The 22,641-nt window shown below is 68.0% G+C and carries 22 protein-coding genes, 1 tRNA gene and 4 pseudogenes; 12 read left to right on the top strand and 15 right to left on the bottom strand.

Features of this window, described 5'->3' with window-relative positions:
* Positions 1-44: 44 nt before the first annotated feature.
* Positions 45-302, top strand: coding sequence for a DUF488 family protein (locus ACQR3U_RS02425; protein WP_230809596.1), 258 nt, complete (start codon positions 45-47; stop codon positions 300-302).
* 150 nt (positions 303-452) lie between these two features.
* On the opposite strand, the pseudogene ACQR3U_RS02420 reads toward ACQR3U_RS02425, so the two are convergent.
* From ACQR3U_RS02420 to ACQR3U_RS02405, 4 genes and pseudogenes are all read right to left on the bottom strand, one after another.
* Positions 453-1,875 (bottom strand): annotated as a pseudogene (locus ACQR3U_RS02420) (IS3 family transposase).
* A 305-nt stretch (positions 1,876-2,180) separates the two neighbouring features.
* Positions 2,181-2,612, bottom strand: a complete 432-nt coding sequence (locus tag ACQR3U_RS02415; protein WP_372477511.1) for an MFS transporter — start codon at positions 2,610-2,612, stop codon at positions 2,181-2,183.
* Positions 2,613-2,644: 32 nt separating this feature from the next.
* Complete coding sequence (gene nhaA / locus ACQR3U_RS02410) at positions 2,645-4,489, bottom strand: Na+/H+ antiporter NhaA (RefSeq protein WP_230809595.1); 1,845 nt, start codon at positions 4,487-4,489, stop codon at positions 2,645-2,647.
* A gap of 98 nt (positions 4,490-4,587) precedes the next feature.
* Positions 4,588-4,821 (bottom strand): annotated as a pseudogene (locus ACQR3U_RS02405) (transposase); the annotation flags it as partial.
* Between the two features lie 238 nt (positions 4,822-5,059).
* Here ACQR3U_RS02405 and ACQR3U_RS02400 point away from each other — a divergent pair.
* From ACQR3U_RS02400 to ACQR3U_RS02375, 6 genes and pseudogenes are all read left to right on the top strand, one after another.
* Complete coding sequence (locus ACQR3U_RS02400; RefSeq protein WP_230809594.1) at positions 5,060-5,611, top strand: hypothetical protein; 552 nt, start codon at positions 5,060-5,062, stop codon at positions 5,609-5,611.
* A 379-nt stretch (positions 5,612-5,990) separates the two neighbouring features.
* A complete protein-coding gene (locus ACQR3U_RS02395) occupies positions 5,991-6,338 on the top strand; it encodes a hypothetical protein (protein WP_230809593.1) in 348 nt (115 codons plus the stop codon).
* An 82-nt stretch (positions 6,339-6,420) separates the two neighbouring features.
* Positions 6,421-6,858, top strand: coding sequence for a single-stranded DNA-binding protein (locus ACQR3U_RS02390; RefSeq protein ID WP_006554366.1), 438 nt, complete (start codon positions 6,421-6,423; stop codon positions 6,856-6,858).
* Positions 6,855-7,433, top strand: coding sequence for a hypothetical protein (locus ACQR3U_RS02385; protein ID WP_006554367.1), 579 nt, complete (start codon positions 6,855-6,857; stop codon positions 7,431-7,433). Before ACQR3U_RS02390 ends, ACQR3U_RS02385 begins: the two co-directional genes overlap by 4 nt.
* Before the next feature lie 3 nt (positions 7,434-7,436).
* Positions 7,437-7,643, top strand: coding sequence for a hypothetical protein (locus tag ACQR3U_RS02380; protein WP_006554368.1), 207 nt, complete (start codon positions 7,437-7,439; stop codon positions 7,641-7,643).
* 173 nt (positions 7,644-7,816) lie between these two features.
* Positions 7,817-8,911 (top strand): annotated as a pseudogene (locus tag ACQR3U_RS02375) (recombinase family protein); the annotation flags it as partial.
* A gap of 120 nt (positions 8,912-9,031) precedes the next feature.
* Here ACQR3U_RS02375 and ACQR3U_RS02370 read toward each other — a convergent pair.
* The 4 genes from ACQR3U_RS02370 to ACQR3U_RS02355 form a co-directional block, all read right to left on the bottom strand.
* Positions 9,032-9,388, bottom strand: coding sequence for a hypothetical protein (locus tag ACQR3U_RS02370; protein WP_230809591.1), 357 nt, complete (start codon positions 9,386-9,388; stop codon positions 9,032-9,034).
* A 101-nt stretch (positions 9,389-9,489) separates the two neighbouring features.
* Positions 9,490-9,565 (bottom strand) — tRNA-His (locus ACQR3U_RS02365).
* Between the two features lie 86 nt (positions 9,566-9,651).
* A complete protein-coding gene (gene orn, locus ACQR3U_RS02360; protein ID WP_024100533.1) occupies positions 9,652-10,251 on the bottom strand; it encodes an oligoribonuclease in 600 nt (199 codons plus the stop codon).
* A 72-nt stretch (positions 10,252-10,323) separates the two neighbouring features.
* Positions 10,324-11,781, bottom strand: a complete 1,458-nt coding sequence (locus ACQR3U_RS02355) for a flavin-containing monooxygenase (RefSeq protein WP_019289004.1) — start codon at positions 11,779-11,781, stop codon at positions 10,324-10,326.
* A gap of 93 nt (positions 11,782-11,874) precedes the next feature.
* Here ACQR3U_RS02355 and ACQR3U_RS02350 point away from each other — a divergent pair.
* Positions 11,875-12,060 (top strand): annotated as a pseudogene (locus ACQR3U_RS02350) (transposase); the annotation flags it as partial.
* 146 nt (positions 12,061-12,206) lie between these two features.
* Positions 12,207-12,800 (top strand): dCTP deaminase, encoded by a 594-nt coding sequence (gene dcd / locus ACQR3U_RS02345; RefSeq protein WP_230809590.1) that lies wholly within the window; start codon positions 12,207-12,209, stop codon positions 12,798-12,800.
* Between the two features lie 6 nt (positions 12,801-12,806).
* Here dcd and poxB read toward each other — a convergent pair whose 3' ends face one another.
* From poxB to ACQR3U_RS02330, 3 genes are all read right to left on the bottom strand, one after another.
* Complete coding sequence (poxB, locus tag ACQR3U_RS02340) at positions 12,807-14,531, bottom strand: ubiquinone-dependent pyruvate dehydrogenase (protein ID WP_230809589.1); 1,725 nt, start codon at positions 14,529-14,531, stop codon at positions 12,807-12,809.
* A gap of 88 nt (positions 14,532-14,619) precedes the next feature.
* The gene (locus ACQR3U_RS02335; protein WP_230809588.1) at positions 14,620-14,985 is read right to left on the bottom strand and encodes a YchJ family protein; all 366 of its coding nucleotides are present in this window, start codon (positions 14,983-14,985) and stop codon (positions 14,620-14,622) included.
* Between the two features lie 131 nt (positions 14,986-15,116).
* Positions 15,117-15,554, bottom strand: a complete 438-nt coding sequence (locus tag ACQR3U_RS02330) for a hypothetical protein (RefSeq protein WP_230809587.1) — start codon at positions 15,552-15,554, stop codon at positions 15,117-15,119.
* A gap of 105 nt (positions 15,555-15,659) precedes the next feature.
* Here ACQR3U_RS02330 and ACQR3U_RS02325 point away from each other — a divergent pair, with 105 nt between their 5' ends.
* Positions 15,660-16,244, top strand: coding sequence for a MarR family winged helix-turn-helix transcriptional regulator (locus tag ACQR3U_RS02325; RefSeq protein WP_230809586.1), 585 nt, complete (start codon positions 15,660-15,662; stop codon positions 16,242-16,244).
* A 106-nt stretch (positions 16,245-16,350) separates the two neighbouring features.
* On the opposite strand, the gene ACQR3U_RS02320 is transcribed toward ACQR3U_RS02325, so the two are convergent.
* Entirely contained in the window at positions 16,351-16,671 is a 321-nt protein-coding gene (locus ACQR3U_RS02320; RefSeq protein ID WP_230809585.1) for an MFS transporter, read from the bottom strand.
* Between the two features lie 66 nt (positions 16,672-16,737).
* A protein-coding gene (locus ACQR3U_RS02315; protein ID WP_230809584.1) for an IS5 family transposase occupies positions 16,738-17,623 on the bottom strand; the annotation gives its coding sequence in 2 pieces (ribosomal slippage) (positions 16,738-17,290 and positions 17,289-17,623; 888 coding nt in all).
* Positions 17,624-17,899: 276 nt separating this feature from the next.
* Here ACQR3U_RS02315 and ACQR3U_RS02310 point away from each other — a divergent pair.
* Positions 17,900-19,441, top strand: a complete 1,542-nt coding sequence (locus ACQR3U_RS02310) for a helicase HerA-like domain-containing protein (protein ID WP_019289005.1) — start codon at positions 17,900-17,902, stop codon at positions 19,439-19,441.
* Positions 19,442-19,468: 27 nt separating this feature from the next.
* On the opposite strand, the gene cmrA is transcribed toward ACQR3U_RS02310, so the two are convergent.
* Complete coding sequence (gene cmrA / locus ACQR3U_RS02305; RefSeq protein ID WP_230809583.1) at positions 19,469-20,275, bottom strand: mycolate reductase; 807 nt, start codon at positions 20,273-20,275, stop codon at positions 19,469-19,471.
* A gap of 130 nt (positions 20,276-20,405) precedes the next feature.
* Between cmrA and ACQR3U_RS02300 the strand changes: the two genes are divergently transcribed.
* Complete coding sequence (locus tag ACQR3U_RS02300) at positions 20,406-21,737, top strand: MFS transporter (protein ID WP_019289006.1); 1,332 nt, start codon at positions 20,406-20,408, stop codon at positions 21,735-21,737.
* A 6-nt stretch (positions 21,738-21,743) separates the two neighbouring features.
* Here ACQR3U_RS02300 and ACQR3U_RS02295 read toward each other — a convergent pair whose 3' ends face one another.
* A complete protein-coding gene (locus ACQR3U_RS02295; RefSeq protein ID WP_372477500.1) occupies positions 21,744-22,634 on the bottom strand; it encodes an SGNH/GDSL hydrolase family protein in 891 nt (296 codons plus the stop codon).
* Positions 22,635-22,641 lie beyond the last annotated feature (7 nt).

Below are 22,641 nucleotides of genomic sequence, written 5' to 3'. Positions count from 1 at the left end.
GGAACTGTACCAAGCGGGTCTCGTGGTAAGCAGGTTCATCGACCGTGGGAGGCAAGACGATGCGGCTGTTTACCATCGGGTTCGCGAAGAAGAAGACGCGCGAGTTCTTCGGTCTGCTCTCCGACAGCGGCGCGACGGCTCTTGTTGACATACGGCTGCGGAACCGTTCGCAGCTCGCAGGATTCGCGAAGCGAGACGACCTCGAGTTCTTCCTCAGTGAGATTTGCGACATGCATTATCGGCAGGAGTTGCTCCTCACCCCGACAGAGCAAGCGCTACGTGACTACCAGCATCTCTTGTAACAGGTGGTGGCGTCGTCCTCACCCGTCGGATGCGGACGGGTTAGGCTCCGGCTTCAGTCTCGTCGGGAGCGAGATCGAGCACACGGGACGGCAGCGCGCGACGTAGCCACGGAAGCCGGAACTTGTCAAGGTGATTGAGTCCAACGGGTGTTACGCGGCCGCCTGATCTGCCGCAGGTTCGGTGCCGTCGATGACGGCGGGCTGGTTGATCCACGCCTCGGTGGGCAGGTCCAGGATCTTCGGCCCTCGGTCCGTGGCTCCGAATCGTTCGGGATGGGCGCGACGAGCCTCAGCGAGGACGATGGAGCGCTCCGCGGCCTTCTGGGCAGCGAGCCCGAAGTGAACGTCTGCGGGGGTGTGCAGACCGATTCCGCTGTGCCGGTGATCGTGGTTGTACCAGGTGACAAACGTTTCCATGAACTGTCGGGCGTGGTGGATCGACCCGAAGCGCTCCGGGAACGCCGGCCCGTACTCGAGGGTCTTGAACAGCGATTCGGAGTACGGGTTGTCGTTGGAGACCTTCGGGCGCGAGTGTGAGCGGGTCACCTCGAGATCGGCGAGCAGGGCAGCGACGGGTTTGCTGGTCATCGACGTCCCCCGGTCCGCATGCACGACGTTCGGGATACCGTGCACGGCAAAGATTTCGGTCATGAATTCCACCGCGAGCAAACCGGATTCGCGGGTCTGGACGTGTACTCCGACGATGTAGCGGGAGTAGATGTCGACCATCACGTAGGCGTCGAAGTAGACGCCCTTGGTCGGGCCGGGCAACTTGGTGATGTCCCAGGTGTAGACCTGCCGCGGCGCGTCGGCCACCAACTCCGGACACGCCTTGGCGGGAGCCGGGCCTGCCGCCGGCGGTCGCTGACCTGCGTGTTCTCCCGCAGGACCCGGTACATCGTCGACACCGAAAACAGGTAGGTGCCCTCGTCGAGGAGTTGCGCGTAGACCTCGAGCGGGGCCTGGTCGACGAACCGGTCGCAGTCGAGCGTGCTGAGCACAGCGGCGCGTTCTTCGGGAGTGAGCTTGTTCGCCGGCACCCGCCGCGGGGGCGCCGTATCCCGCGCCGGGGCCGCGGCCCGGGTCTTGTCACGGACGGCCGTCGACCGCACAACCGACGTCAATGTTGTTGCGGCCCTGGTGCTGACACCGGCTGCGGTGAGAGTGTGGTGGGCGGCCATCAACGCTTCTTGCGCGGCTCGTCGGTGTCCGCGCTCTCGTAGATCTGTTCCAAGAGCGCGTGCGCTTTTCCCATGATCTCGAGGGCCACCTCGGTCGTCGCGAGACGCTTGTTGGTGCGGTCGAGTTCACGCCGCAGGCGGGCGATCTCGGCCTGCTCGGCGGTCAGCTTCCCGACCTTCGCGTCGGCCGGCTTGTCGTCGAGGACACCGGCGTCGCGTTGCTTGCGCCACTCACTGATCAGGGACGAGTACAAACCCTCCCGGCGCAAGTAGGCGCCGCCCTCGCTTCGCTCGCAGGCCTGCTCGTACGCGGCCAGATACGCGAGCTTGTCCGCCGGTGAAAAAGCGCGGCATCGGCGCGGGCCATCCGATCGGGGATGCGAAGAGTCCATGCGGGCATTGTCCCCGGCCACGGCCAGGCTGGAAATCGTCATCGAGGAGTTGATCCGTATCTCGCCCTGCAGGCGGGGTTGCTGTGAAGCGCTGGACTCAACTCACCCTGACACGCAGGGGTTCCGTAGCACTCCCGGTGCGGCGGACGTAGCCTTCACCGAGCGAGATGGCGTGTGCGGCGGCATCCGCATCGTGAACACAAGTATGGCTGCCATCGTCGACGTGACGAGTTTGACCGCCAGCAGCCAAGGCAACATGGCGGGGTCCCAGGCCAGCAGCACGGCACCGAGGAGCGCGCCAGCACCTAGCCAGCCGAACGCACCATCTCAACGCGAGCGAACTGCGCATCGTGAGACCCGTCGCTGGGACGCAATGCTGTCAGGAAGGCGTATAGCGATCCGTAGTGCAGCTGCATCCCGGCGGCGCAGATCGCGCTCCCGGCAATCGCCCCGGGCCAACCGGGTACGAGTAGGTAGACGAGCATCGCGATGGCTCGGAGCAACTGTCCGGTGCCGATCACCCTGCGAGGGCCAACTCGGTCGACCAGCGTCCCGGCGAGCACGGGGAACAGCAGTCCGACGCCTGCCCCGATGCCCAATGCGAGGCCCGCGTCCGTAACCGAGAATCCGCGAACTTGGATGAGGAAGAGTGCCGCAACGGGGAGGTACATTCCCGCGCCAGCGCTGTCGAGGGCGACGAGCGCCCTGCCATCGGGTGTTCTTGTTCGCTCGGGCAGGTGTATCGACGCGCCCCGCGACGTCTGACGACTCAGGAGCGCACTTCCTGGGTTCGTGTGCCTCGGCGGCTGGCTTCGAGGGCTGAGGTGAGCGTTCGAGCGTCGTAGTTACCCAGCAACCGTCGGCCGTCTACGAAGAACGTCGGGGTGGCGTGCGCCCCGCTTGCATCGGCGCTTTCGAGATCCCGCTCCACACGGGCACGTACGGCGGCACTATCGAGGTCAGCCGTGAACTGGGCGACATCCAGGCCCAGCTCTTCGGCGTAGCGGATCAGATCTTCGCGCTCGAGCGCATCTTGCCGCGTGAAGACGAAGTCCAGCCACGGCCAGAACATCCCCTGATTCGATGCCGCCTCCGACGCTCGTGCGGCTATGGGGCCGTGAGGGTGATGTGGCAGATGGCGAACGACATACCGGAGATCGTCCCCGAACCGGCTGCGAAGGTCCTCCCAGGAACCCGTTGCGTGCGCGCAATAGGGGCATTCGAAGTCGATGTACTCGACGAGCGTGAGCTGGGCGTCCTCTGGTCCGCGGATGTGGTCGACTTCAGGATCAACGGGTGGTGTGAGCACCATCGGCAGATCTGCCGTCTCCTCTCCCCAGCGTTTCGCAGCAACCCGGAAAATCAGCCAACCAAGCGCGGTAGCGAGCACCATCGCGACCAACACGCCGACGGTCGCTTGCCGACCCAGGTCGGACGTCGAGCCGAACGCGAGGCCGATCACCAGGAGCGACACGGTGAACCCGATCCCCGAAAGCGCCGCGCCGCCAAACACGCTGCCCATCCCGACACCCTCGGGTAGCCGACCGGCTCCAAGCTTCACAGCGACGAAGGTGGCGAGACCGATGCCGAGAAGTTTGCCGAGCACGAGACCCACGATGACTCCCCACGTCACGGAGGACTGGAAGGAATCGACGAGCAGGCCGCCGCGCAGGTCGACGCCAGCGTTCGCGAGCGCGAAGATCGGGACGATGACGAGCGCGGTCGGCATGCGCAAGACCTCGTGCATGCGTTCATTTACCGAGATACCTCGCGCCAAGCCTCGATCGACTGCGCGGGCCGATCCCGCGCTCGGCGACTGCCAGAAGTCGCGGAACAGCTGACGAGCCGCGACCACCTGTTGCCGACGAGTCGGGTAGGCGGGGATAAGGAGTCCTGCGACCATGCCCGCGAGGGAGGCGTGGACTCCGGAATCAACGGTCGCGAACCAGAGCACAATGACAATCAGCACGTACGGTGTGCCGCTCCATTGCCGCGAACGACCCAGAAGCCACAACCCGGCGAGGCAGGCAACTGCGATCAGCAGCGGAACGAGCCGGATCTCGTCGCTGTAGACAATGCCGATGATGGAGACGGCGAAGAAGTCATCGACGACGGTGAGGGTGAGTAGGAACACCCGCAACTGGCCGGAGAGTTTCGGACCGACGAGCGCGAGGGCACCCAACAGGAACGCGGTGTCGGTACCGACCACCGCGCCCCATCCACCGAGCCCGTCGCCGCCCGCGGCGGCCACGATCAGGATGTAGAAAACTGCGGGCAGTGCCACGCCAGCGACGCCAGCGATCAACGCGAGACGCGCGCGGCTGGCGTCTCGGAGCGTCCCATGCGCGAACTCCTGTCGCACCTCGAGGCCAACGACGAAGAAGAAAACCACCATGAGGCCGTCGTTGATCCAGTGGTGCAGGTTCATGTGCAGTCCGAACACGCCGACATCGAACCCGATCTCGACATCCCACAGCCCGAAATAGGCCTCGGAGAGTGGCGAGTTCGCCCAGAGCAAGGCGACCGCTGCGACGACGACCAAGAGCAAAGCCGAACCCGACTCCGTGCGAATCGTTCGCCAACTAATGCGCCGTTCCATCTGCCCACTCGACATGCGGGAAGCATATCGGACCCCAAGGTCAGCGCCCGGCGGCGAGACTTGTCGACCGTGCAGCGCGCAAGGCCGAATGGAGACGAAGCGGGTTATGGGGCTCATCGCATTTGAGGGTGTAGCAGTGGTCTGAATCCTCCGGTTTCGAGGAGCGATCGGGCGATGTAGTTGGTGAGGTTGCGGAAGCCGAGGGCGGAGCCGCGGAGGTGCTCGAGGCGGCCGTTGATCGCCTCGGTCGGGCTGTTCGAAGTGCCGGGCCGGTCGAAGTAGGCGAGCACGTCGGTGGCTCGTCGTTTCAGTGTCCGCCCGAGTTTGCCGATCTCCTTGAGCGCTAGCCAACTCGCTGCTTGCGAATGCCGAGACCCGGATCGTGTACCGGCAGGAGTCCGACCAGCTCGGGCCGACCGCGACCACGCTCGGCCTAACCGGTACTGAGCAGCAACTCTTGCCGAACCTCGGCGTCGGCCAAGGCCTGTGGCGGATCAAGGCCAGGAGCTTCGTCTGCCAGCACCAACTCCACCCGGCGGAGCTCGCCCTGTTCGACACCAGCAGCCGCGCAGCAGGAGGCCACCGATGAACCTCACCAGCCCACGCCGATCCACCCCAACCGACGAAGATGCCACGGCTCCCGTCGAGCTGCCGCACGTCCTCGTCACCGTCGCCGAAGACGGCACGCTCACCGCGACGGTCGATGGAACACCGTTCCCGTCACCGGAGGTGAGCGCGTGGACGCGGGCGACGTTCGGGTCGCTCATGGGTGCCATCACCCAGGACCGCACGATCGCGGTTCGGGTCGAGGTGCGCGAGAGCGACGGCAGCGTCTTCACCGACATCCTCCGCACCCGGAAGCCACGACGGGCAGTGGCCTCGTCCGAGACCCCTGTGCCGGAGACTCGTCGGAGTCGCCACGCCCGACGGGTGCCGCGCTTGGCTGAGGTCACCGCCGATGGGTTCGTGCCCGGAGAGGATGTCGCCGTCGCGGCGATCGTCTCCCACACCGACGCCACCGGAACCGGCGAAGCCCGCGCAATCATCGACCTCGACGTCCTGTCCGACGCAAGCACACACGAGGTGATCCTGCTGGGGCGTATCTCGGGCACGCGCGCGGTGCGGCGGCTGCCATGAACCAGCGGCAAGCCAGTGGCATGGGCGACGAACTCACCAACGCCGCCCTCATTGGCTTGATCGGCATGTTCGGGATCGCTCTTGTTCTCCGCGCCGCCGGTAGCGTCGCCGCGTTCCTCACCGGCACACCGCAGCCCGAAGCCGGCGACCGCGCTCGGTGCCGACGGGCTCAACCCGGTCGTTTACTGGCTTGTCAGCGCGGCGCTTCTGGGTGGGCTCGCCGCAGGGATCGTCTGGGTGTGGATCGTTCTGCGTCGGTACACGCGGAAGACAGAGACCGACCCGCGCCGACTCGCGGGGATCGCGACCAGCCACGAGGTCAAAGGCCGCAGCATCCGCGAAGGCACTGCTTAACCGCGCGGCCACCCTGCGACCCTCCGTGGAGTCACCAGCCCCGCAGGATGTCGGGTACCTCCTGGGTGCCAGCCGTAGCACGAAGGTCTGGGCATCGGTCGAAGACTCGATCCTGCTGATCGGCCCACCCCGCTCAGGCAAGGGCCTGCACGTCGTCATCAACGCGATCCTCGACGCACCCGGCGCGGTCGTCACGACCAGCACGAGGCCCGACAACCTCACCGCGACCCTTCGCACCGGCATCACGATGCTGCGCTCCGCGCCGCCCATCGTCACCGATCTGCGCGCCTGGCCGACCCGGGCCGATGCCGCGCAACTCGGCAGGGACCGCTACGAACTCGAAGCACTGCTGCGTCGCCGTCCCGCCTCCTGAGCGCGGACCTGGGCGCGGAAGCGCACCTGCCTGACACAGCGGCCACGCACGGCTGGTCGCCCGAGTCCAGGAGGACGCCATCATGGCCATTCGCACCCACCAGTCCATTTCCGGTTTCGTCGCCTCGGACCCGCAGCTCAGTTACACCGAGCGCGGTGACGCGCGTCTGTACATGAAGGTCGGGATCGAGCACTACCGCAAGGAGCCCGATAACACCTTCACGCAGTTCGAGACGACCTTCCACGATCTCATCGCGTATCGCGGTGCTGCTGAGCAGGGAGCCGAGCGGCTCGCCAAGGGCGACAACATCATCGCCGACGGACGGGTGCGCGACTACTCCTACGAGCGAGGCGGCCAGCGGTACGAAGGCGAGGAGTTCATCGCAACGCGCATCGGTCACGACCTGGCCCGAACCCGCTACGAGGTGGACCGCAGCGAACGCACTTCCGGCCGGGACGCAACGGCTTTCGCCGCTCCGCAGCAGGCTGCGCCGTCCAACGCGACCGCCATCGGAATGTGAGCGACTTCGCCATGACCGATCAGTTCTTCCCAGAGCACGACGACACGCCGCCCGAGGCAGGCCCGGCATCACCTCGATTCGACGTGCCCGAGCCGCCGCACCCGGTCAACTGGAACCTGCTGACCGCCAACGATCTCGAAGCCGAGTTGCTCGAACTGAACCGCTGGGTGGACTGGCTCCGCCACACCTACGGACTTCCCGCAAGCGTCGTACCGCCGTACGGGCACCGCCACCCCGAACTCCTCTGGGAGCTGTCGGCGCTACACCTGCACTGGCTGTGCGCGTACGACCCGGAGCAGAACGGGTCCGCACCGCTCGGCTGGCACCGCGACTTCGCCGATAGCCGCGCCCGCCTTCGCGACTGGGTGGCGGCGTGCGGCACTCGGCTCGAAAGGGACCGCCCGACTCGCCAGACGAGCTGGCCCGGTGAAGACCCCGCGCAACCCATCGAGGACTCACCGATCACGGATCGCGATGAGGACTTCGTTCGGTTCGTGATCGACATGGTGGACGCGCGCCAGGAGGCAGAGGATGCCTTCTTCGCGGGCGTCGACCCGGAGACCGGCGAGGTGTGAGTCGTGGCGCGCCGCTATGAACGGAAGACCGGGCAGCGTCAGCAGAGCGAGCGCGAGCTGACAATCCGCGCCGAGTTCCACGAACCGCCCGACCTGGACAAGCTCTGCGAGCTGCTGATCCGCCTGGCACTCCAGCAATCGGGCTCGTGCCGCTCGGGAGATGCGACGCGACCGAAGCGCCCTCGTGCCGCGACGAGCGCGTCGTCGTAGAATGTAGGCATCCGTCGCGGATGGCGGATGTTGTGGTCCTAGCGCTTCGCCTCGGCGGGGCAAAGTAAACGTGGCCGATTCGGCCTAGTCCTACAGCCTTCGGGCTCTTCTCACGATCAACATCCGCTCTCACAAGTCCGCGTCGGCAGGACCAGTGACTGTGGAGAAGAGCCATGACGATCATCGACGCGGACCGCACCGCGATAGACAGCCTCGTAGCGCCAACCCCGTTCCCCGGATCGTTCGCCGTCTCGTACCTGCGGGTCTCCACGAAGAAGCAGGCGGAGAAGGGTGGCCAGGCGGAGGGCTTCTCGATCCCGGCGCAGCGCGAGGCGAACCAGCGCAAGGCCGACCAGCTCGGCGCAACGATCATCGAGGAGTTCGTCGACGCTGGCGAGTCCGCGCGGAAGGCCGACCGGCCCGAACTGATGCGGATGATTCAGTACGTCGTGAAGCACAAGACGAACTACTGCATCGTCCACAAGGTCGACCGGCTCGCCCGCAACCGCGCCGACGACGTGACCATCCACCTCGCACTCAAGGACGCCGGCGTCACGCTCGTGTCTGCGACGGAGAACATCGACGAGACTCCATCGGGGATGCTGCTGCACGGCATCATGTCCTCGATTGCCGAGTTCTACTCCCGCAACCTCGCCACTGAGGTCGTCAAAGGCTTGTCGCAGAAGGCCGCGCAGGGCGGCACAGTGACGAAGGCGCCGATCGGCTACCGCAACGTCGGCGTGCGCGACGACTTCGGGCGGGAGGTACGCACCGTCGAGATCGACGAGGAACGAGCCCGACTGGTCCGGTGGGCGTTCCAGGTGTTCGCATCCGGTGGCTGGACGACCAGCCAGCTCCACCATGAGCTGGTGGCGCGCGAGCTCACGACGGCAGCGTCGCCGCGGCGGCCTTCTCGGCCCATCGGGAAGTCGTCGGTGCATCGGATGCTGACGAACCCGTACTACAAGGGCAGCGTCCGCTACCAGGGAGTGACGTACGCGGGAGCGCATGAAGCGATCGTCCCCAACGAGGTGTGGGATCAGGTGCAGACCGTGCTCGGCACGCACCGCTCGGCAGCCGATGCCACCCAAGTGCACGAGCACTACCTGAAAGGGACGGTGTTCTGTGGGCAGTGCGGCTCGCGGCTACTGGTGTGCAACGCCAAGAGCAGTCAGGGCACGATCTACCCGTACTTCGTGTGCGCGAGCCGGCATGCAGGACGAGGCGACTGCACCCGGCAAGCGATGCTGATCGAGCAGGTCGAACGGCTCATCGAGCGCTTCTACGCCAAGGTGCAGATCGACCCGGAAACGATCGAGGCGATCTCGGCGATGATTCATGCCCGGTTCGACGAGATGATGGCGGAAGGAGCCGCCGAGCTCGCCGACCTAGCGTCCCGGAGAACCCAGCTCGAAGGCGAGCAGCAGAAGCTGCTCCAAGCCCACTACGCCGGAGCGATCCCGCTCGACCTCCTCAAGCGCGAGCAGGACCGGATCACCGCGTCGCTGGAGACCATCGAGCACCGGATCACCACGCACCACGGCCACTACGCTGATGCGCGGGCGAACCTCGATGACTCGCTGAAGCTGCTGTCCAACGCCGCGGACCTCTACGAGCACGCCGACGACCCGAACCGCCGCCTGTGCAAGCAAGCGCTGTTCAAGGCGATCTACATCGACGAGGACAACGACGTGCGCGTCGGCTACCGCAACCCGTATGACGGGCTGAGCCTGTCCGGCCTCCATGCCGACGCCCTGAGCTGGGCCGCCGAGGCAAAGAAGACGGGCCAGGGGCGAACTTGCGACCAAGGGCGGACCCTTGGTCGCAAGTTCACACCTGACCCGTTTGGGGTGAGTGACGGGACTCGAACCCGCGACAGCCAGGATCACAACCTGGTGCTCTACCAACTGAACTACACTCACCATTGCATTCGCTGGCAACCTTTCGGTGGCTTGCGCCTGCGGTACAGATACTAGCCTGACGAAGACGAAAAAGACGAATCGGCTGGTCAGGCCGGTCCCAGGTCCTTCACGACGGCTGCAAGATCGGCCGGAGTGGGGCCGGGAGGCGCCACGAAGGCCGTGCGCCGGTAGTAGCGCAGTTCGCGGATCGACTCCTTGATGTCCGCTAGTGCCCGGTGCGACAGGCCCTTCTCCGGCTGACCGAAGTAGATGCGCGGATACCAGCGCCGGCACAGCTCCTTGATCGAGCTGACGTCCACCATGCGGTAGTGCAGGTAGTTGTCGAGCTCGGGCATGTCGCGGGTGATGAACGCGCGGTCGGTCGCGATGGAGTTGCCGGCCAGCGGCGCCGTGCCCGCCTCGGTAACGTGCTCCCGGATGTACGCGAGGACCTGCTTCTCCGCTTCGGCGAGGCTGACCGTCGAGCGGCGCACCTCTTCGGTGAGGCCGGACCGCTCGTGCATCTGCTGCACGACTTCCGGCATGTCGGCGAGGGCGTCGTCATCGGCGTGGATCACGATGTCCACGCCCTCGCCGAGCACGTTGAGATCACTGTCGGTGACCAGAGCCGCGATCTCGATCAGTTTGTCGCTGCCGAGACGCAGCCCCGTCATCTCACAGTCGATCCATACCAGTTTGTCCTGCACGACAGACAGACTATCCACCGACGCCGCACCCATGAGGCGCGGCGTCGACGGTCCGGTAGGAAACGGGCACCCTCACGCCTTCACGGAGGCCGTGCGCGGCGCCGCCGGACGGGTGGAACGACGTGCCGCCGGGGTGTACTGCCGGTCGAGGGTCCGGCCCACTGTGCTCACTTCCGGGGCGGTGAAGTCGTGCCGAAGGAAGGACTCGGGGGAGTCGTCGAGGATCTCCATCCACGGTGCCGGCAGCGGCGGAGCGACGGTGCCGGTGAGCGTCGAGGGGTAGCTGTTGTTGCGGTAGCCCATGATGTCGCGCTTCTTGTCCTGTTTCCACTGCTTGAACACCTCCCCCTGGCGTTCGACGTGGAACTCGGGGTAGTCGGTGCGGTCGACGAGATCGCGGATGTACGCGGCCTGGAAGTCGATTTCCTCCACCGGCGACGACAGCTTCTCCTCGCGTGCCCGCCAGTGGTCGATGTCCTGCTCGCGGGTGTCGAGGTCGGGCAGGTCGACGCGGCCGAGCATGAAGTCGCGTGCGTACCAGGCTTGGGCGTCGAACATGTTGAACGTGAAGTACTGGTCCTGTGCGCCGAGGTACATCAGCTTCGGGTTGCGCTGGAAGAAGATGCCCTTGTAGATGTCGCGCGGGTAGAGCCGGTTGTCGGTGCGCAGTGCGAGTTCGTCGGGCAGGAACGGGTAGTGGTGTTTGTACCCCGTGCACAGCACGATGGCGTCGACCACGCGGGTGCTGCCGTCACGGAAGTGGGCGACCTTGCCGTCGACATGGGTGAGCAACGGCACCTCGGAGAACTGCTCGGGCCAGTGGTGACCCATCGGTGCGCTGCGGTAGCTGAAGGTGACCTGTTCGGCGCCGTACTTGATGCATTGCGTTCCGATGTCCTCGGCCGAGTAGCTGCTGCCGACGAGCAGCAGTCGCTTGCCGGTGAACTCGCGGGCGTCGCGGAAGTCGTGGGCGTGCAGCACACGTCCCGGGAACCGGTCGAGACCGTCGAAGTGGGGGACCTGCGGGGTGGAGAAGTGTCCGGTGGCGACGACGACGTGGTCGAACTCGTCGGACTCCAGCGCGCCCCGGTCGTGGTTCATCACCGTCACGGTGAATTTCTGCGTCTCGTCGGACCACTCGACCCACCGCACCGCAGTGTTGAACCGGATGTACTTGCGCACGTCGCTCTTCTCGACGCGACCCATGATGTAGTCGAGCAGGACGGCGCGCGGCGGGTACGACGGGATGGGGCGTCCGAAGTGCTCCTCGAAGGAGTAGTCGGCGAACTCGAGGCATTCCTTCGGGCCGTTGGACCACAGGTAGCGGTACATGCTCCCGTGGACGGGCTCACCGTGCTCGTCGAGTCCCGTGCGCCAGGTGTAGTTCCACATTCCTCCCCAGTCGGGCTGCTTCTCGTAGCAGACGATGTCGGGGATCTGCTCCAGACCGGCCTTTCGGGCTGCTTCGAAAGCGCGCAGCTGTGCGAGTCCACTGGGACCTGCTCCGAGAATGGCGATCTTGGGCGTCAATGTGTTTCTCCTGTGTTCGTGGAATATGTCGCGTAGTTCGTTGCTAGGGCGTGTCTCATAAAGGTTGCGTGGTCCGGCTGAAACTCTGAAGGGGTGTCGCGTTTCCAGCTCCTCTCGGATGATCAGTGGGCGTTGATCGCGCCGTTCCTCCCGTCCCGGACGGGCCGCCAGGGTCGCCCGTTCTCGGACGCGCGGATGATCGTGGAGGGCATCATCTATCGGTATCGGTGCGGGATCGCGTGGCGCGATCTGCCGCGGGAGTTCGGCCCCTGGCAGACGGTGTGCCGGTCGTGCGGCCGCCTGTATCCAGTGAAGCGCGTGCGTCCGACCACTGGCGCCCGGAGGGGCGGATCTGAGTGGGGCAGGCGTGGACCTGTGCGGTACTCACGGCGGCATGGGGCAACGCGACGCCATAGGCTGGGGGCGTGCTGCTCTCGGATCGCGACATCAAGGCCGAACTCGAGTCGGGGCGGATCGGGCTCGACCCGCTGGACCTGGGGATGGTCCAGCCGTCGAGCGTGGATGTGTGGATCGACCGCTTCTTCCGGCTCTTCGACAACCACAAGTACCCGTTCATCGATCCGGCCGAGGACCAGCCCGACCTCACGCGCCTCGTGGAGGTCGCGGCGGACGAGCCGTTCGTGCTGCACCCGGGGGAGTTCGTCCTCGGCTCGACCTTCGAGACCGTCACCCTGCCCGACGACATCGCGGCGCGGCTGGAGGGCAAGTCGTCGCTCGGCCGCCTGGGCCTGCTGACGCACTCGACCGCCGGCTTCATCGATCCGGGCTTCTCCGGGCACGTCACGCTCGAGCTGTCGAACGTCGCGACCCTGCCCATCAAGCTCTGGCCCGGCATGAAGATCGGGCAGCTCTGCTTCTTCCGCCTCACCTCGCCCGCCGAGAACCCCTACGGCTCCGGCGCGTACGGGAACCGCTACCAGGGCCAGCGCGGCCCTACCGCGTCGCGGTCGTTCCAGTCGTTCCACCGCACCGACGTCTCGCTCGGCGCCCACGACTGAGGCGCGTCAGAGCAGCTGGCGCCAGTTCGCCCGCGCGAGGTCGAGCAGCTCGTCCCCGCGCCCCGACATCACGGTGCGCAGCGCGTACAGGGCGAAGCCGCCCACCTGCTTGGCCGTGACGTTCGGCGGCATCGACAGCTCCTGGCGCTCGGTGACGACGTCGAGCACGGCGGGGCCGTCGTGGGCGAGGAACTCGGCCACGGCATCCGGCAGCTCGTCCGAGCGCTCCACGCGGATGCCTCGGATGCCGAGCGCCGCGGCCACGTCGGCGAAGTTGGGGTTGCTCAGCCCGGTGCCGTAGGTGACGAAGCCCGCCGCCTTCATCTCGAGCTCGACGAAGTTGAGCGACGCGTTGTTGTAGACGACCGTCTTCACCGGCAGCTCGTTCTGTGTGAGTGTGATGAGCTCGCCCAGCATCATCGCGAGCCCGCCGTCGCCCGCGAGCGCGACCACCTGGCGACCCGGCGCCGCCGTCTGCGCGCCGATGCCGTGCATCAGCGCGTTGGCCATCGACCCGTGGCTGAACGATCCGATGAGGCGCCGCCGGCCGTTCATCGTGAGGTAGCGGGCCGCCCACACGGTGGGCGACCCCACGTCGGCGGTGAAGACGGCGTCGTCCGCGGCGGCCTCGTCGATCAGCCGCGTGAGGTATTGCGGATGGATCGGCTCGGATCCGCGCCGCGGCACGGCCAGTTCGTCGAGCTTGGCCCGCGTGCGCAGGTAGTGCTCGCGCGCGTCGTCGAGGTGCGAGCGATCGCGCCCCTCGTTCAGGCGCGGCACGAGCGCGGCGGCGGTCGCGCCCACATCGCCCACGAGGCCGAGGTCGAGTGGGTGGCGCCGGCCCAACTGCGAGCCGCGGATGTCGACCTGGATCGTCTTCGCGTGATCCGGATAGAACTGCGGGTACGGGAAGTCGGTGCCGAGCATGAGCACGGCGTCGGAGGCGTCCATGGCGCGATAGCCCGAGGCGAAGCCGAGCAGGCCCGTCATGCCCACGTCGAAGGGGTTGTCGTACTCGATGTGCTCCTTGCCGCGCAGGGCGTGCACGATCGGCGCGTTCAGGCGATCGGCGAGCGCGATGACCTCGTCGTGGCTGCCCGCCGCGCCGGCGCCGGCGAGGATCGTCACGCGCTTGGCGGCGTTGAGCAGCTCGGCGGCCCGATCGAGCTCGGCGTCGCTCGGGACGACGGTGGGGTTCGCGCGCCGGATGACGGAGGTGCGGTTCGACACGGCGTCGGCGAGGGCGACGTCGCCGGGGATCACGACGACCGCGACGCCCTGCTCCTCGACCGCCGTGCGCATCGCGATCTCGAGCACGCGCGGCATCTGGGCGGGGTCGGCCACGTACTCCACGTACGAGCTGCACTCGCGGAACAGCTCCTGCGGGTGCGTCTCCTGGAAGTAGTTCGTGCCGATCTCGGACGTCGGGATGTGCGCCGCGATCGCGAGCACCGGCACGCGCGAGCGGTGGGCGTCGAAGAGACCGTTGATGAGGTGCAGGTTGCCGGGCCCGCACGATCCGGCCACGACGGCCAGTTCGCCCGTCAGCGCCGCCTCGGCGGCGGCGGCGAAGGCCGCTGACTCCTCGTGGCGCACATGCATCCACCGGATCGTGCCGTCCCGGCGCAGCGCGTCGGTGAATCCGTTGAGCGAATCGCCCGGGATGCCGTACACGCGCTCCACGCCGTTGGCGCGGAGGCTGGCGACGATGTTCTCTGCGACGGTGGTCATGCGGAAACCCCCCCTGGTCGGCCTGCTTCGAGGATACTCCCGGGCGGATCGGGTGGCGCGGGGCGGTTTGGCGGCGCGGGGTCGAGCGTCAGGCGGTGTCGCCGTCGACGTAGACCCAGCGCCCGCCGCGCTGCGCGAAGCGGCTGCGCTCGGTCATCGCGCCCGTGCCGTGCGGTGTGCGATAGCGGGCGGTGAAGAGCACCTCGTCGCCCGCGGCTTCGTGGACCTCGAGCCCCGTCCATTCCGTGCCGTCGTCGAGGTCGAGCGCGGCCGGGCGCGTGCGCGGGTGCCACGTGCGCAGCAGGTAGTCGGCGTCACCCACGGCGAAGGCGCTGTACCGCGAGCGCATGAGCTGCTCGGGCGTCTGCGCATGCCGAGCCCCGGTGTGCAGCGCCCCGCAGCAGGACGGGTAGGGATCGCCGGATCCGCAGGGGCAGGCGCGCGCGAAGCTCACCGATCCAGCGTACGGCGATGCCCCGGGCCGGGAGGGTCCGGGGCATCGCCGGCGGTGCGGGCTCGCGCGTCAGGCGGCGCGGCCGCGGTCGAAGCCGGCGAGGAAGCCGCGCTCGAAGGCGCGGTGCGCCATCATCCGTCCGCGCCGAAAGGGGTGCTCCGGTGCGTCGGGCGCGTCGGGTGCGCCGAGGTGGCGGCCCCAGCGCGGGTGCGGGCGCCGGCCGCCGTGGCCGTGGCCCTGGTCGTGGCGACGCGGGCGCGGACGGCGGCGACCTTCTCGGCGAGGTGCTCTTTGGCGGCTCGGCCGGCCCCGGTGAGGGACCAGCCGCCGTCGTCGAGGGCGATCCAGCCCAGCCCCGCCAGGTGCGCGAAGAGCTCGGGGTGGTCGTCGATCGCCGGAACGCGCGCCGATCCGTCGATGCGGTTCAGGATGCGCCAGTGCCGGCGGTCGATGGGCTCGTCGGCGAAGGCGGCGTCGATCTCGCGCGAGACGAGGCGATCGACCGCCTTGAGCCAGAAGGCCAGCGGACGGTCGGGGTGGTCGGGGGTGTGCGTGTCGTGGGTGCTCATGGCAGATCCTTCCGGGATCGGGTTGGGAGTTTCATGCCACGTAGCATATGTATGCACTATGACATGCGTCTCAAGTGCATGTCAAGTGGCATGTATCGTGGAGACGTGACTGCGCCCGATCCCGCTGACCAGATCGCCGCCGCGCTCGCGCGCCTGCGTGGGCTGCGTCCCGTCGCCGGCCGCCCCGGCCCCGACGGTGCGTCGCACGGGCCGCACGGGCACGGGCGCCGGCGCGGCCCGATGTCGTGGGGCGCCGTGACGCCCGACGACCTGGGCGACCTGCGCGAGGAGCTCGCCCGCCGCCGCGGCACGCGCCCCGAGGGTCCCGGTCCCGGGGGCCTCGGCCGCTCGGCCACGCGCGTGCGCATGCTCGAGGCGCTCTCGGACGCGGGCACGCCGCTCTCGGTCGGCGACCTTGCCGACCGGCTGCACATCGATCAGCCGCGCGCGAGCCGCGTCATCCAGACCGCCGTGCACCTGGGCCTGGCCCGCCGCGAGGCCGACCCCCGCGACGCGCGCCGCACCCTCATCGCCCTCACCGAGCACGGCGCGCACGCCGTCGCCGAGGCCCGCGGTGCCCGCGCCGACGCCGTGCAGCAGGCCCTCGGGGGCTTCACCCCGGCGGAGCGCGCCCAGCTCGCCGACCTGCTCACCCGCCTCGCCGACGCCTGGCCCCGCCCCGGCCGCTGATCCGGCCCCGCCCTGGTTAAGCGAGACAGCAACTGCGCGCCGAGACAGCGGCGTGACGACGCTGTCTCGGCGCGCGAATGCTGTCTCGCGGGAAGAAGGCCCCGGGTCAGCGCAGCTGCTTGACCGGCAGGAGCAGCAGCAGGCCGACGAGGATGACGCCGACGATCGCGAGGATGCCGTAGGTCGATCCGAAGGCGGCGACGACGACCGTCCACGCGCCCGCGGCCATCCAGCTCGAGGCGCGGCCCGTCGTCGCGTAGAGGCCGAAGATCTCGCCCTCGCGCCCCGCGGGCGTCACGCGCGCGAGGAACGAGCGCGACGCGGCCTGCGCCGGCCCCACGAACGCGCAGAGCGCGAGGCCGCCGATCCAGAACACCACCGGCCCCAGATCCACGAGGAAGAACACGGCCAGGCCTGCGACCGTCATGGATCCGAGCGCCGCGATGATGACGCGCTTGGCGCCGAAGCGGTCGTCGAGCGGACCGGGCGTGTCTCATAAACATCGTTGGCTCCAGGCGATCACCGCGTTGAGCACCACCGCGGCGCGGAAGACAACCGCGAGCTTGTCGTAGCGGGTCGCCAGCCCCCGCCATTGCTTGACGTCGCAGAAGCGCCGCTCCACGACGTTACGTCCCTTGTAGTCGACCGCGTCGAATCCAGGCGGTCGCCCTCCGCGCGACCCGCGTCGTTTCCGGTGCGCCTGCTGGTCGCGCGGTTGCGGGATCACGGCGCGGATGCCGCGGTCGCGCAAGTGACTGCGGATCGCTCGTGAGGAATACGCCTTGTCGCCACGGACCGCGTCCGGGCGCGTGCGCGGACGCCCGACCGGCCGCGCGACCCGAAGCCTGGACAACAGCGGCAGCAACGCGGGCGCGTCGCCAGACTGGCCGGGTGCGACCGCGATCACCAGGGGGAGGCCGTGGTCGTCGACGAGCTGGTGGATCTTCGTCGACAGTCCGCCGCGGGAGCGTCCGATCGCGTGATCAGGCGGCTCGACGGCCGGATTCGTGTAATTCGATCCAGCCCCCTGTGAGGCGCGTGAGGTTGGTCGCGTGCTGATGCGCACGAGCAATCGTGGAGTCCACCGATACCGTCCAGCCGATCTTCCCGTCCTGGTCTGCCGCAGCGAGCAGTCTCTGATGGATCCGGTCCCAGGTGCCGTCGCCGGCGAGGTTGCGATGCCATCGCCACACCGTCTGCCAGGGGCCGAACTCCCGCGGCAGATCGCGCCACGCGATCCCGCACCGATACCGATAGATGATGCCCTCCACGATCATCCGCGCGTCCGAGAACGGGCGACCCTGGCGGCCCGTCCGGGACGGGAGGAACGGCGCGATCAACGCCCACTGATCATCCGAGAGGAGCTGGAAACGCGACACCCCTTCAGAGTTTCAGCCAGACCACTCAACCTTTATGAGACACGCCCTAGCACACGTCGTTGTTTTTGCGAACGATCCTCACGTTGTCGACGGAACGGATTCTCGTAGAGAAAGTGCAGGTCAACGCGGTGTACTAGCTGGGAAACCGTGCCGCTGCGGTTGTGATCGGAATCACTGTAATGCGACAATTCCGGCATCCGATAAGAATGGTTCTTCCGTGGGTTCGACGGCCCGGTACCGTCGCAGTGGGCGAGGTCGAGGCCGGAGGGGGCGAGCATGACCGACAAGCCGGAGATCACCGCCGCGACCATCGCGGCCGGGTACGAGGTGATCGGCGAGGCGCTGGAACTGGGCACCGTCGTGCTCGACGGCGTCGCCGATCCCGACGCGCCGGTGCGCATCCCGCTCGCCACTCTGAATCGTCACGCGCTGGTCGCCGGTGCGACCGGCACGGGCAAGACCAAGACGCTGCAGGTCATGGCCGAACAACTGTCGGCGGCGGGGGTGCCGGTGGTGATGGCCGACGTGAAGTCCGATCTGTCGGGCCTGTCGGCCGCCGGCGAGCCCGACGATGCGGTGCTCAACCGCGCGGGCGACACCGGCGACGAGGACTGGACGCCCACGGGGCACCCTGTGGCCTTCTACTCGCTCGGTACCGACGGGGTCGGTATCCCCGTCCGCGCCACCGTCACCTCGTTCGGGCCGATCCTGCTCTCGAAGGTGCTGGGGCTCAACGCCATTCAGGAGTCCACTCTCGGGTTGATCTTCCACTGGGCCGACCGCAACGGCCTGCCGCTGCTCGATCTCGCCGACCTGCGGCAGGTGATCCGCCACCTGACGAGCGACGAAGGGCGCGGTGCACTCGACGATCTCGGTGCCGTGTCGCCCGCGACCGCCGGCGTCATCCTCCGCGCGGTCGTCAACCTCGAGAACGCGGGTGGGGACGGATTCTTCGGCGAACCCGAACTGGAGGTCGAGGACCTGCTGCGGGTGATCGACGGTCAGGGCACGATCAACCTGTTCGAGTTCGGCGACGAGGCCACTCGACCCGCGCTGTTCTCGACATTCCTGATGTGGTTGCTCGCCGACCTGTTCCAGTCGCTACCGGAGGTCGGCGACGTCGACACACCGCGGCTCGTGTTCTTCTTCGACGAGGCGCATCTGCTCTTCACCGATGCGTCGAAGGCGTTCCTGCAGCAGATCGAACAGACCGTGAAGCTCATCCGGTCCAAGGGCGTCGGTGTGGTCTTCTGTACGCAGTCGCCCACCGATATCTCCCGGAGCGTGCTCTCACAACTGGGAGCGCGGATCCAGCACGCGTTGCGCGCCTTCACCCCCGAGGACGAGGCCGCGCTCGCGAAGGTGGTGCGTACCTTCCCGAAGACCGACGCCTACGATCTCGCCGACGCTCTGACCGGTCTGGCGACCGGGGAGGCGATCGTGACGGTCCTGTCCGAACTGGGCACGCCCACGCCCGTCGCCTGGACGCGTCTGCGACCGCCGCGCTCGCTGATGGGCACAGTGGGGGAGAGCGCGATGCGTGCGTCGGCGCAAGCGAACCCGCTCTACGGGAAGTACGGCCGCACCATCGACCGGGAATCGGCCTACGAGAAGCTCACCGCATCGGTGGTCGGGGCCACCGACATCGAACCGATCCCGGACATGCCGTCGCAGGCGCCGGACGATGCCGGGGCGTCGGTCGTGGAGCAGGTGCTCGGCAGCGCAGCCGTGCGCAGCTTCATCCGCTCGGCGGCGTCCGCAGCCGGCCGCGAGATCGGCCGGAGCCTATTCGGCACAGGACGCCGCCGAAGGCGGTGAAGGAACGATTCGTTGGGCGGTGGCCCGTCAGCTGCCGCCGAGCTTCTTGTAGAACGCGCCGGCGATCGGGGCCGAGATGGACCGCGGCGAGAACTGACCGGCAGCCGACATGGCCTTGCTGATCACACCGGGCACGATGCGCATCCGGTTCGCGGCGAGCGCGTCGAGCGACACCTTCGCGGTGTGTTCGCTCGAGATCCACAGGAAGTCCGGGACCAGCTTGTCGACGATCGACGCCTCGGCCGGGTCGGGTTCCTCGGTGCGCACCGGGCCGGGGGCGAGCAGCGTGACATGCACGTCGGTGCCCTTGAGCTCACCGCGCAGGGACTCGGAGAAGGTGTTGACGAACGCCTTCGTCGCGGCGTAGGTGGCGTTGTTCGGGATCGGCATGTTGCCTGCGGCCGAACCCACCATGAGGATCGCGCCGGAGTTCCGCTCGACCATCTGCGGCAGCACCGCGAGGGTGAGGTCGTGGACGGCGACGGCGTTGAGCTCGACCTGTGCCCGCTCGTAGGCCGCGTCGAGCTCGGCGACCGCGCCGAAGGTGGCGATACCGGCGTTGTTGCACAGGATGCTGATGCGCCTACGTCCGAGTTCGTCGGCGAGTGGTGTCCGTGCGTCGCGGTCCGACAGATCGCAGGCGCGCACCTCGACGGTCACGCCGTGCTTCGCGCGCAGGGTCTCGGCGAGGACCTCCATCACCTCTCCGCGACGGGCGACCAGGATCAGCGAATGGCCGCGGGTGGCGAGTTCGGTTGCGAGGGCCTCGCCGATGCCGGAGGACGCTCCGGTGACGACGGCACGGGCATCGGGATGGGGATTCGGCAGAGTCACAGTGGGTCAGCGTAGCGGCAGGCTCGGGAGCGGCGACCGGGCCCGCCCCGGCCATGGGGCCGAGTCGTTCGGTGCCGCGCGACGGAGTCGTTCCATGCCACCGCAGCTCCGGAAGCCTAGGCTCCGGGGCATGAATGCGTTCACGGACACGGCGAGCGGGGCCGGGGAGGCCACGACACGTCGTCAGGTCGTCTCGTGGGGTCTGTGGGACTGGGGTTCCGCCGCGTTCAACGCCGTGATCCTGACGTTCGTATTCTCCGTCTATCTCACCGACGCGGTCGGCGACGACCTGCCGGGTGGGATCTCGGCGAGCACCTGGCTCGGATGGTCGCTCGGCATCGCCGGGTTCGTCATCGCTGTGACCGCGCCGGTGTCGGGCCAGCGGTACGACGCAGTCGGGCGACGGAAATGGTCGCTGGGCATCCTCACCGGGGTCACCGTCGCGGCGATGGCGGCGATGTACTTCGTGCGCGACGACTACCACTATCTGTGGCTCGGGCTGGTCCTGCTCGGCGTGGCATCCGTGATGGCCGAGCTCGCGCAGGTCCCGTACAACTCGATGCTGCGCCAGGTGTCGACGCCGGATGACATCGGACGGGTGTCGGGCTTCGGTTGGGCGATGGGCTATTTCGGTGGCATCGTGCTCCTGCTGTTGTGCTACACCGGGTTCATCGCCGGCGACGGCGACACCCGCGGTTTCCTCGGTGTCCCCACCGAGGGCGGCACCAACATCCGGCTCGTCGCGCTGTTCGCGGCCGTGTGGTTCGCGGTGTTCGCTGTGCCCGTGCTGCTCGCCGTCCCGGAGAAGCCGGTCGCGCGTGGCGACGTCGCCCGCCGCGCCGGTTTCGTCGAGTCCTACCGCGTGCTGTGGCGCGACCTGACGGAGTTGTGGCGGGCGGATCGTCGCACCATCTGGTACCTCGGGGCGTCGGCGTTGTTCCGGGACGGTCTCGCCGGCGTCTTCACCTTCGGGGCGGTCCTCGCCGTCACGGTCTACGGGATCGGAGCGGGCGACGTGCTGATCTTCGGTGTCGCCGCGAACGTCGTCTCCGCGGTGGGCGCACTGGTGGCCGGACGCGTCGACGACCGGGTCGGGCCCAAGGCGGTCATCGTGGGCTCGCTGGTCGCGATGATCGCGACCAGCATCGTCCTGCTCGTGGTGTCGGGTCCGACGATGTTCTGGATCTTCGGTCTGGTGCTGTGTCTGTTCGTCGGTCCGGCCCAGTCGTCGGCGCGGACCTTCCTGGCGCGCCTGACCCCGCCGGGACGGGAGGGGCAGATGTTCGGTCTCTACGCGACGACGGGACGTGCGGTGTCGTTTCTGGCACCGACGCTGTTCGGGTTCTTCGTGTGGTGGTTCGGCACCGACCGAGCGGGGATCGTGGGGTTGCTGATCGTGCTCGGCGCGGGCCTGGTGTCGTTGCTCGCCGTGCGGGCTCCCGAGACGCCGGAGCAGGCGTGAACCGGCTCAGTCGGTGATCGTGGCGAGCACCTGGTCGGCGGCGTTGCGGTGCCCGGCCGCGTTCGGATGCAGCGGGATCGATCCGGCGGCCGGCTGCAGGCCGGCCATCCACCGGGTCTCCGGATCGGCGCACACGTCGTGGTCGCGGCTCGAATCGCGCAGATCGACGTAGTCCACGTCCGCGGCCTCGGCCTGCTCGCGCATGACGGTGTTCAACCGGTCGATCTTCTCCTGCAGGTAGGTCGCGTCGTCGGGCCAGATCCGCTGCTCGGGGAAGCACCCGCCGTCGCGGATTCCGGTGGGATAGCCGACGAGCACGATGCGTGCCTCCGGGGAACGCCGGCGGATCTCGTCGATCACCGTGGTGTAGACGGGCGCGAAGGCGTCGATGGCGGCGTCGACACGGTCGGTGCCGTCCGGGGTGTTCGTGATCGCGCACGACGCGCCATCGGGTGGCGCCGAGAGATTGACGCATCCCAGCGCCAGCTGGACGAGACCGATGTCGTTGCCGCCGATACCCACAGTGACGAGTTCGGTGTCGGGGCGCAGCGCGTCGTACTGCGGTGGCACCGTCGCGTCGCGGAAGGTGGTCTGCGGCATCGCGAAGTCGAGTGAGGTGGCGGCGCCGCACGACGCGTCGACGAAGTCCTCGATACCGAGATCGGTCGCGACGAGGGTGGGGTAGTTGCTCGCCGACCGCCCGCACGGATCGCCGTCGGTCTGCGGCGGGATGCCGGGCCCGGAGGTGAACGAGTCTCCCAGGGCGACGTACGACGCGTAGTCCGCAGCCGGGGGCATGTCCTGCGTGTCGGCGCAGGCGACCGTGCCCACGGTCGTGAACGCGATTGCGGCGCAGGCGATGACCCCCGACCGTCGGAGAAGTCTCGGCATCGTCACAGTGGAC

It is taken from the genome of Rhodococcus sp. IEGM1339 (assembly GCF_050321925.1).
Lineage (GTDB): Bacteria > Actinomycetota > Actinomycetes > Mycobacteriales > Mycobacteriaceae > Rhodococcus > Rhodococcus pyridinivorans.
This window is presented reverse-complemented; position numbering and strand designations above follow the sequence as displayed.

Excerpts from the sequence above, each read along its gene's own strand:
- nhaA (WP_230809595.1), bottom strand. The coding sequence starts at position 4,489 with ATGTCGAGTGGGCAGATGGAACGGCGCATTAGTTGGCGAACGATTCGC.
- ACQR3U_RS02400 (WP_230809594.1), top strand. The coding sequence starts at position 5,060 with ATGAACCTCACCAGCCCACGCCGATCCACCCCAACCGACGAAGATGCC.
- ACQR3U_RS02390 (WP_006554366.1), top strand. The coding sequence starts at position 6,421 with ATGGCCATTCGCACCCACCAGTCCATTTCCGGTTTCGTCGCCTCGGAC.
- ACQR3U_RS02370 (WP_230809591.1), bottom strand. The coding sequence starts at position 9,388 with ATGGAGGCCGGACAGGCTCAGCCCGTCATACGGGTTGCGGTAGCCGAC.
- poxB (WP_230809589.1), bottom strand. The coding sequence starts at position 14,531 with ATGACCACCGTCGCAGAGAACATCGTCGCCAGCCTCCGCGCCAACGGC.
- ACQR3U_RS02330 (WP_230809587.1), bottom strand. The coding sequence starts at position 15,554 with ATGAGCACCCACGACACGCACACCCCCGACCACCCCGACCGTCCGCTG.
- ACQR3U_RS02320 (WP_230809585.1), bottom strand. The coding sequence starts at position 16,671 with ATGACGGTCGCAGGCCTGGCCGTGTTCTTCCTCGTGGATCTGGGGCCG.
- ACQR3U_RS02310 (WP_019289005.1), top strand. The coding sequence starts at position 17,900 with ATGACCGACAAGCCGGAGATCACCGCCGCGACCATCGCGGCCGGGTAC.
- ACQR3U_RS02300 (WP_019289006.1), top strand. The coding sequence starts at position 20,406 with ATGAATGCGTTCACGGACACGGCGAGCGGGGCCGGGGAGGCCACGACA.